The organism is Bartonella sp. CR127HXZ, assembly GCF_042194555.1.
Taxonomy (GTDB): Bacteria; Pseudomonadota; Alphaproteobacteria; order Rhizobiales; family Rhizobiaceae; genus Bartonella; species Bartonella grahamii.
This window is the reverse complement of the sequence record NZ_JBHIMZ010000077.1, coordinates 1-624: the sequence shown is the minus strand read 5'-3', so window position 1 is coordinate 624 and position 624 is coordinate 1. Positions and strand designations below refer to the sequence as shown.

Sequence of the window (624 nt, the reverse complement as noted above, 5' to 3'; positions counted from 1 at the left end):
GCGTTAGGATCCACAGTAATTTGCGCCTGTAACGCTGAAGATGCGAACAAACAAGAAAAACCAAGTCCCCCAAATAAAACCTTTTTGAGCATCGTACTGGAGACCAAAACACCTAATAAAGCTGCTCTTTCTTCTCTCTTCTCATATCTCATACGTTAACTCCCCAATAAAAGACGCTTAAAGTTCCATTGTTAATGTCATAAAAAATGTTCCTGATTTTTTGTGCTTAACTGTGCTCCAAAAAATACTGGAATAACTGGCATCAAGAGAGACCATGCCCCCCGCAAGCTTGACACCTGCTGTCCAACCGGCAAGCTGGTCACTCTTAATCCCATACAAGGGTTGCGAAAACACACGCCCATAATCCAAACCAACATAAGGGCGAAGTTCACCAAAAACCTTTTTGAAGGTCGCGTGATTGCTCCACGGAATGGTGCGCAGCAACAAATCATTCCGGCTAAAAAAACCGTTATTGCCAAAAAGCAAACTCTCACGCGTGCCACGAACATTGGAAGCGCCCCCCAACGAAATCTGCTCAGCACCCAGTAAATTATGCGGTGAATATTGACCACTCAAAAGATTGCTCAGTATAAAGTCCAAGCCCCCTATCTTAAAAGGCGTCAT

1 protein-coding gene is annotated in these 624 nt (G+C 44.1%); it reads right to left on the bottom strand.

What is annotated here, in order from left to right; genetic code table 11:
• Positions 1-177: 177 nt before the first annotated feature.
• Positions 178-624 (bottom strand): ShlB/FhaC/HecB family hemolysin secretion/activation protein (locus tag ACFIKY_RS09195; protein ID WP_375661751.1); only part of this gene is annotated, 447 nt, incomplete at its 5' end.